Source organism: Amycolatopsis sp. NPDC058986 (genome assembly GCF_042741125.1).
Taxonomy (GTDB): domain Bacteria; phylum Actinomycetota; class Actinomycetes; order Mycobacteriales; family Pseudonocardiaceae; genus Amycolatopsis.
In genome coordinates this window covers 1-7,485 of record NZ_JBHYJW010000123.1, presented here as the reverse complement: position 1 = coordinate 7,485, position 7,485 = coordinate 1, and the positions used below count along the sequence as shown (strand labels likewise).

The 7,485-nt window shown below is 70.6% G+C and carries 9 protein-coding genes; 6 read left to right on the top strand and 3 right to left on the bottom strand.

Translation table 11 applies throughout. From position 1 onward, the window contains the following. Positions 1 to 313: 313 nt before the first annotated feature. A complete protein-coding gene (locus ACFW0G_RS45075; RefSeq protein ID WP_378331745.1) occupies positions 314 to 799 on the bottom strand; it encodes a DUF5130 family protein in 486 nt (161 codons plus the stop codon). After that, positions 786 to 1,043, bottom strand: coding sequence for a hypothetical protein (locus ACFW0G_RS45070; protein WP_378331744.1), 258 nt, complete (start codon positions 1,041 to 1,043; stop codon positions 786 to 788). The genes ACFW0G_RS45075 and ACFW0G_RS45070 overlap by 14 nt, the downstream gene beginning before the upstream one ends. Positions 1,044 to 1,494: 451 nt before the next feature. On the opposite strand from ACFW0G_RS45070, the gene ACFW0G_RS45065 reads away from it, so the two are divergent. After that, the gene (locus ACFW0G_RS45065) at positions 1,495 to 1,722 is read left to right on the top strand and encodes a hypothetical protein (RefSeq protein ID WP_378331743.1); all 228 of its coding nucleotides are present in this window, start codon (positions 1,495 to 1,497) and stop codon (positions 1,720 to 1,722) included. An 88-nt stretch (positions 1,723 to 1,810) separates the two neighbouring features. On the opposite strand, the gene ACFW0G_RS45060 is transcribed toward ACFW0G_RS45065, so the two are convergent. Next, positions 1,811 to 2,305, bottom strand: a complete 495-nt coding sequence (locus tag ACFW0G_RS45060; RefSeq protein ID WP_378331746.1) for an HNH endonuclease — start codon at positions 2,303 to 2,305, stop codon at positions 1,811 to 1,813. Between the two features lie 358 nt (positions 2,306 to 2,663). Between ACFW0G_RS45060 and ACFW0G_RS45055 the strand changes: the two genes are divergently transcribed. From ACFW0G_RS45055 to ACFW0G_RS45035, 5 genes are all read left to right on the top strand, one after another. Next, a complete protein-coding gene (locus tag ACFW0G_RS45055; RefSeq protein WP_378331742.1) occupies positions 2,664 to 3,638 on the top strand; it encodes a mechanosensitive ion channel family protein in 975 nt (324 codons plus the stop codon). A 20-nt stretch (positions 3,639 to 3,658) separates the two neighbouring features. Then, positions 3,659 to 4,057, top strand: a complete 399-nt coding sequence (locus ACFW0G_RS45050; RefSeq protein ID WP_378331741.1) for a globin — start codon at positions 3,659 to 3,661, stop codon at positions 4,055 to 4,057. Then, a complete protein-coding gene (locus ACFW0G_RS45045; RefSeq protein ID WP_378331740.1) occupies positions 4,057 to 5,670 on the top strand; it encodes a glycoside hydrolase family 13 protein in 1,614 nt (537 codons plus the stop codon). Before ACFW0G_RS45050 ends, ACFW0G_RS45045 begins: the two co-directional genes overlap by 1 nt. 146 nt (positions 5,671 to 5,816) lie before the next feature. Beyond that, positions 5,817 to 6,914, top strand: a complete 1,098-nt coding sequence (locus tag ACFW0G_RS45040; RefSeq protein ID WP_378331739.1) for a reverse transcriptase family protein — start codon at positions 5,817 to 5,819, stop codon at positions 6,912 to 6,914. Further along, positions 6,901 to 7,410, top strand: coding sequence for a DinB family protein (locus tag ACFW0G_RS45035; RefSeq protein ID WP_378331738.1), 510 nt, complete (start codon positions 6,901 to 6,903; stop codon positions 7,408 to 7,410). The genes ACFW0G_RS45040 and ACFW0G_RS45035 overlap by 14 nt, the downstream gene beginning before the upstream one ends. Positions 7,411 to 7,485 lie beyond the last annotated feature (75 nt).

Genomic DNA, 7,485 nt, shown 5'->3' with positions numbered 1-7,485 from the left:
CCTCCTTACCGGCGCTGAGCGCCGGTAAGGAGGCCTTCACGGCATCCACGCCGTACAGCGGGCGCCCGTACGCGTCCTGAACGACGCGTACGAGACGTTGATCGTCGCGAACGACGCGTTCGCGACATGCGGCCGGGCCGCGGGTAAGCCCGTCGGCGCTCCAGCGCGAGCGAAACACGCGAATACGACATCGCGGAGCACTTCACGGGGAACGCACGTGAGTCCTGGGGTGGCAACGCGGCGGGAGAATGCCGAAGGGGCCTGGTATCGCGTGGGAGACGCGGTACCAGGCCCCTTCGGGCGTTCAAGCGGCTCAGGCGGGCGAGCCGGCCTGGTCCGACAGCATGCGCAGGGCGTTGACGAGACCGCCGACCAGGTCGCCCTCCTTGAAGGAGGCGACCATGCTGGCGACCGCGAGCTTCGCGCCCCGGTCCGGCAGCCGCAGGTAGGCGTGCGTGCCGGTGACGATCTCGATGAGCCGCTCGGCGGGCGACACCGCGATCAGGACGGCGTTGGCCGGGTCGGACGTGCCCGAGTGGAGCTTCTCCGCGCCCGCGCGGCTGTCCTCGCCGAGCTCGCCGAGGTAGATGCTGAAGTCGAGGCCGGTCTCCCGGCTGGCGAAGGTCAGCGCCTCGTCGAGCCGGGCCAGCTGCTTGGTCGTGAATGGGCCTTTCGGAGCAGCCGGTTCGTACATCTTGGCTGCCGAAAGGCGCCCACTGGAGGTAATGGCCTCCCCGTAGGCGAGTTCTCGCTCGGCGACGCCGGCGCTGTGCGCGTGCGTCAGTTCACCAGCTGCCACGAGCGCCTCCCGCAGCGGTCGGGGCGCCGTCGGCGGGCGCCGCGTTGTCCGCACCGGCGTGCCGGTGCCCGGAGCCGACCCCGTCGGGGTTGGCGCTCCACCACATGGCCGGGTACTCCCACGGCTGCCCCGGCCGGTACCGGGGGGTACCGGCGAACTTGGTCCGCAGGGTGGCCAGGCCGACCACTCCGTAGATGGCCAAGGGGATCACCGCGAAGACCAGGATCGTCTCGACAAGGTTCACGCCGGTGAGCGTATCGGATGGCCATCCCGGCCACCCGCTCACCGCGCCCGTGATGAGACCGACCGCTCACCGCCTCGGGGACGCCGTCCGCCGCTTGCCGTGCCAGGACTGGAACGTTGGGGCGAAGGACGTCGGGCCGAAAGATGGCAACTCACCGTACAGGCGGCCGCACCGGGCGCGTTCGTCTTGTCGGCCCCTTGAAATCCTCGTAGCTTTTTCACCTGTACGGGCCTTGCGCCCCGCTTCCCAGCCCCCAGCAGGTAACGCACCGGTCCCAGGAGGCCACGTCATGCAGAGCGTCCAGCCCCCCGCACAGGCGATCACCGAGACCGTTTGGTCACCCAGCGACGTTGAATTCCAGCCCGGAACGCGTGTGACGTCCGGCACAAGGGTTACGCGGGGTACTCGGGTCACCCGCGGTACACGCGTCACGGCGGGCACCCGGGTGACCATGGGCACCCGCGTCACGCGAGGCACCAGGGTCACCCGCGGGACCAGGGTCACGGCGGGCACGCGCGTCACCCGTGACACCAGGGTCACCCGCGGCACCCGGGTCACGGCCGGCACCCGCGTCACCTGCGGCACCCGTGTCACGCGGGGCACGAGGGTCACCCGTGGCACGCGCGTCACGATGGGCACCCGCGTCACCTGCCAGAGCGCCTACGCGCTCGCCGCCTGAGCAGCACCGCGTCACAGGTCATCGGCTCGCCCCGGCCGCCAGCAGGCAGCCGGGGCGCCGACGCGCGTGAACGATCCGCGAAGAAGGCCTACGCGGCAGACCCGAGGTAGGGCCGCCACAGCGGGTCGGCCTCCTTGGAATGGGCGAGCAGCCGCCAGTGCGGACCGTGCGGTGCCCTCGGCACCACCCGCAGCCGCCAGCCGATCTCCGACAGGAGCCGGTCGGCCTTGCGGTGGTTGCACTTGGCGCAGCAGGCCACGCAGTTCTGCCAGGTGTGGGGCCCGCCCCGGCTGCGCGGGACGACGTGGTCGATCGTCTCGGCCCGGCCTCCGCAGTAGGCGCAGCGGTACCGGTCGCGGTGCATCAGCCCGGCCCGCGTGAGCGGTACCTGGGCTCGGTAGGGTACCCGGACGTAGTTGCTCAGCCGGATCACCGAGGGCACGGGCAGCGAAACGGTCGCGGCGTGCAGTTCGACGCCCGCCGGGTCGCCGTGCACCACTTCGGCCTTGCCACACATGACGAGCACCACAGCGCGCCGCAGCGGCAACGCGGTGAGTGGCTCGAAAGTGGCGTTGAGCAGCAGAACCCGGCGGCGGCCCCAGGCCGGGGCCGCGGGTTCGCGGCCCCTACGCTGGCCGGGTGGTCTGGAGACACCCCCAGGTCGTGTCCCCGGCCCGCTCGGGGTGGTTCCGCCGGCTGCGGAAATCCCGGGACAAGCACGCAGGGCCACCTCCGGCGCCTGCCCGGCCATGGCTTGGCCGTGCGCGCCGAGGGGGATGGGTTGTCGGTCTGGCACTCGACCACCTCCACGGGGTGCAGGCATAGTCGACCACACATCCGCCCCTCAGCGCACGTGTGTTAGAAGACGTGTCACATCCGCGCGGCTCAACATCAACCCGAGGTTGGCCGGGCCGTGCCCAACGAAAGGTCGAGTTCTCCCCGTGAACCCCCTGTTCAGGGAACCGCCGGCGTGCATCAAGGACCCGAGCACGTGGTGCGGTCAGGTCTACAACGTCACGCACAACGAATGGCTCGCGGGATCCGCGGGCTGGCTTGTCACCAAACCACTGCAGATCGTGCTGGCCGTGGTGATCGCCGTCGTGGCGAACTGGATCGTCCGGCGGCTGATCAACCGGATCACGACGCTGCCCCGCGGCGGGAAGCTGCCGACGCTGCTGCGCCCGCTGCGCGAACGCGCGCCGGAGATGCTCGGCCCGGTGGTCGTCGAACGACGGCGTCAACGGGCCACGACCATCGGCTCGGTGCTGAAGTCACTCGCCGGGTTCATCATCTACGGGCTGGCCGCCCTGCAGGTGCTCAGCGTGCTGGGGTTCGACCTCGGGCCGCTCATCACGTCCGCGGGCATCGTGGGTGTCGCGCTCGGTTTCGGCGCGCAGAACCTGGTCAAGGACTTCCTGTCCGGGATGTTCATGATGATCGAGGACCAGTACGGCGTGGGTGACGTCGTCGACGTCGGCGAGGCGAGCGGCACCGTGGAGGCGGTCGGCCTGCGCGTGACGACCTTGCGTGACCTCAAGGGCACGGTCTGGTACGTCCGCAACGGTGAGGTGCAGCGGGTCGGCAACTCCAGCCAGGGCTTCGCGGTCGCGGTGGTCGACGTGCCGCTCAGCTACTCCGCCGACGTCGAGCGTGCGACGACGGTGCTGTCCAAGGCCGCGGTGGCCGTCACCGAGAGCGAAGCGCTCGCGGACAAGGTGCTGGAGCCGCCGGAGATGCTCGGTGTGGAAAGCGTCACACCGGAGGGCATCCAGTTGCGGCTGACGGTCAAGGTGCGGCCCGGGAAGCAGTGGGCGGTGCAGCGGGCGCTGCGCGCGCAACTGCTCGCAGCCCTGGAGGACGCGGGATTCGAGCCCCCACTGGGTCGATTCCTGTCCACGTCGAACAACGACAAATGAGCGGGGAGCACAATGGAGGGGTGTCAGCTGTGAGCGGTCCGGAACCGGCGAACCTCTACGAGGCGGTGGGCGGGGAACCGACCTTCCGCCGGATCGTCGCGCGGTTCTACGCCGAGGTGGCCGAGGACGAGATCCTGCGCCCGCTCTACCCGGAGGAGGACCTCGGCCCCGCCGAGGAGCGGTTCCGGCTGTTCCTGATGCAGTACTGGGGCGGCCCGCACACCTACTCCGACCGGCGCGGGCACCCCCGGCTGCGGATGCGGCACGCGCCGTTCAAGATCGGGCCGATCGAGCGGGACGCGTGGCTGCGCTGCATCAAGATCGCCGTGGACGAGGAGAACCTCGAGGAGCCGTACCGGCAGCAGCTGTGGGCTTACCTGGAAATGGCGGCGCACAGCATGATGAACAGCTTCGTGTGATGAGACCGCCGCGCGGCCGCGGCCCGCGCCAGGCCGGAACCGGCGAAGGCGGCGGAGCCTGGTGGCGTGACGCCGTCTTCTACCAGGTGTACGTGCGGTCCTTCGCCGATTCCGACGGCGACGGCGTCGGCGATCTGGAAGGCATCCGGAGCAAGCTCGGCTACCTGGAGCTGCTGGGCGTCGACGCGCTGTGGCTGACGCCGTTCTACCGCTCCCCCATGGCCGACCACGGCTACGACATCGCCGATCCCCGTGACGTCGACCCGATGTTCGGCACGCTCGGCGATTTCGACGTACTGCTCACCGAGGCGCACAAACGCGGGATCAAGGTCACCGTCGACGTCGTGCCCAACCACACCAGCAACACGCACGCCTGGTTCAAGGCCGCCATGGCGGCGGGACCGGGCAGCCCGGAGCGGGACCGCTACGTCTTCCGCGACGGGCTCGGCCCGCGCGGGGACGAGCCGCCCAACAACTGGGTCAGCGCGTTCGGCGGACCGGCATGGACACGGGTACCGGACGGGCAGTGGTACCTGCACTTGTTCTCCCCGCAACAGCCGGACCTGAACTGGACGAACCCCGACGTGGCCGCGGACCTCGAACGGACGCTGCGGTTCTGGCTGGACCACGGCGTCGACGGCTTCCGCATCGACGTCGCGCACGGGATGGCGAAACCGCCGGGGCTGCCCGACATGGACCCGCGCGCGGGCTCGCTGATGGTGGGCGCGTCCGACGGCTACTACGATCCCCGGTTCGACAACGACCGCGTCCACGAAATCCACCAGATGATCCGGAAGGTGCTCGACCAGTACCCGGACGCGGTGTCCACCGGCGAGATCTGGGTGACCGACGAGACCCGCCTCGCCCGGTACCTGCGCCAGGACGAACTGCATCTTGCGTTCAACTTCCGTTTGGTACTCACGCATTTCGACGCCGACGCGATGCGTACCGCGATCGAACGCTCGCTGGCCGTCCCGGCCGCCGCGGGCGCGCCCGCCACGTGGACGCTGGGCAACCACGACGTCTGGCGACCGGTCAGCCGGTACGGCGGCGGTGCGCAAGGTGTCCGGCGGGCGCGGGCGATGGCGCTGGTGCAGCTCGCGCTGCCCGGCGTCGTCTACCTGTACAACGGCGACGAGCTCGGACTGGCCAATGTGGACATTCCGGAGGAGGCGCTGGCCGATCCGCGCGCGAAGACCAGCGGCCCGGAGTTCGGGCGCGACGCCTCCCGCGTCCCGCTGCCATGGGAGGGGGAGCTGCCGCCGTTCGGCTTCTCCCGCAACCCGCGCACCTGGCTGCCGATGCCCGCCGAATGGGCCGGGATCACGGTGGAGAAGCAGATCGAGGACGAGCACTCGACGCTGTCGCTGTACCGGCACGCACTGGAACTGCGCAAGCGGCATCCGGCGTTCCGCGGCGGGCCGCGCGACGGGCTCGACTGGTACGGCGCTCCCGCGGGCTGTTTCGCGTTCCGCCGCCGCGAAGGCGGTTTGGTCTGTGCCCTGAACACTTCGGCGAGCCCGATCACCCTCCCGCCCGGCGAAATCCTGCTCTCCAGCGTCCCGCTGGCGGACGGGAAACTGCCGCCCGACGCGGCCGCGTGGCTGGTCTGAACCACCGGTCCCCTAGGCTGGCGGCGGCGACACGGAGGTGAGCAGGTGGATCACCACCCACTCCGGGGCAACCCCGGGGAGCAGCACGGCACGCAGGCACGGCGCCCCGCGCGAGCGCGGCACGCTCCGCGTACGAGTCCGCGCGGATGACAGGAGAAAAGGTCACCTCCGTGTCGCCACTCCCGCCCATGCCGGTGTGGCGATGGCGGGTCGCGCGCTGGACGACTTTCGACGAATGCGCGCAGGCGCTCGACCTCACCCCCGGCGAGCTGAGCTGGTTCGCCGACGCCCGGAGCTGGAACCGCCGGGCGGGCACCGCGCTGCGGCACTACCGATACCGGTGGATGCCGACCGCGTCCGGCGGAATCCGGCTGCTGGAACAGCCGAAACCGCGGCTGGCCGAACTGCAGCGCCGGATCCGGCGGCACGTGCTCGACGCGCTGCCGGTGCACGAGGCGGCGCACGGGTTCCGGCGCGGCCGCTCGGCGATCACCTGCGCGGCACCGCACAGCGGCCGGGATCTGGTGGTACGCATGGATCTCGAGGGCTTCTTCCCCGCCGTGTCCGCACGCCGGATCCGGTCGCTGCTCGAACTCGCCGGGTATCCGCTCGCCGTCGCCGACGCGCTCGCCGGACTGCTCACCACCGCGACGCCGCCGGACGTGCTGGCCGCCGCGCCGGACGGACGCCGTGATCCGGCCAGGACCCGGCTGCTGAACAGCCTCGCCGCGACCCATCTGCCGCAGGGCGCGCCGTCCTCCCCCGCTGTCGCCAACGCGGTCACCCACCATCTCGACCGGAGGCTGGCCGGTCTCGCCCATGCGCTCGGAGCGAGCTATACGCGTTACGCGGACGACCTCGCGTTCTCCGGTGACGCCGCGCTGCCGCTGCATCGGCTGCTGCCCGGGGTCCGGCGCATCGTGCACGACGAGGGTTTCCGGCTCCGGGACGCCAAAACCTCGATCGCCGGGGCACACCAGCAACAGCGGATCGCGGGCCTGGTCGTCAACGCCGCGCCCGCCGTCGCGCGACCTGAGTACGACGCGCTCCGCGCGCTGCTGCACAACTGCGTCCGCACCGGCCCGGAAGCCCAGAACCACGGCGGTCACCCCGATTTCCGGGCGCACCTGCTGGGCCGCATCGGCTGGGTCGGTGCCGCCAGCCCGGCCCGCGGCACGAAACTGCGAAACCTCTTCGACCGCATCTCGTGGCCGCACGATAATGAGCGCCATGAAGACCGATGATCGGCCCGCGCCACCGCTGCGCGGGAACGAACGTGAGATGCTGCGCGGCTTTCTCGACTTCCACCGCGCCACGCTCGCCATGAAGTGCGACGGACTGTCCGATGAGGACCTGCGGCGTCAGTCGATGCCGCCGTCAACGCTGTCGCTGCTGGGCCTGGTGCGGCACATGGCCGAGGTGGAGCGGACGTGGTTCCGCCGCGTCATCAACGCCGAGGACGTCCCGTTCGTCTGGTCGGGCAAACAGGACTACCAGGAGGCGTACGACGCGACGAACGCGACGCGCTCGGAGGCGTTCGCGGCGTGGCAGGCGGAGGTCGAGCACTCCCGGCGCATCGAGCGCGAAGCCGAATCCCTCGACGTGCTCGGGCACCAGCCGCGCTGGGGCGAGGACGTCTCGTTGCGGCTGGTGATGCTGCACCTGATCCACGAGTACGCCCGGCACAACGGCCACGCCGATTTCCTGCGCGAGGGAATCGACGGGACCGTCGGCGCCTGAAGGGGACCTTGGTCTCACGGGACGAGCTGAAGGGGGCTTTTAACGGATAGGAGTCGAGGGAATTAACCGAGAAAG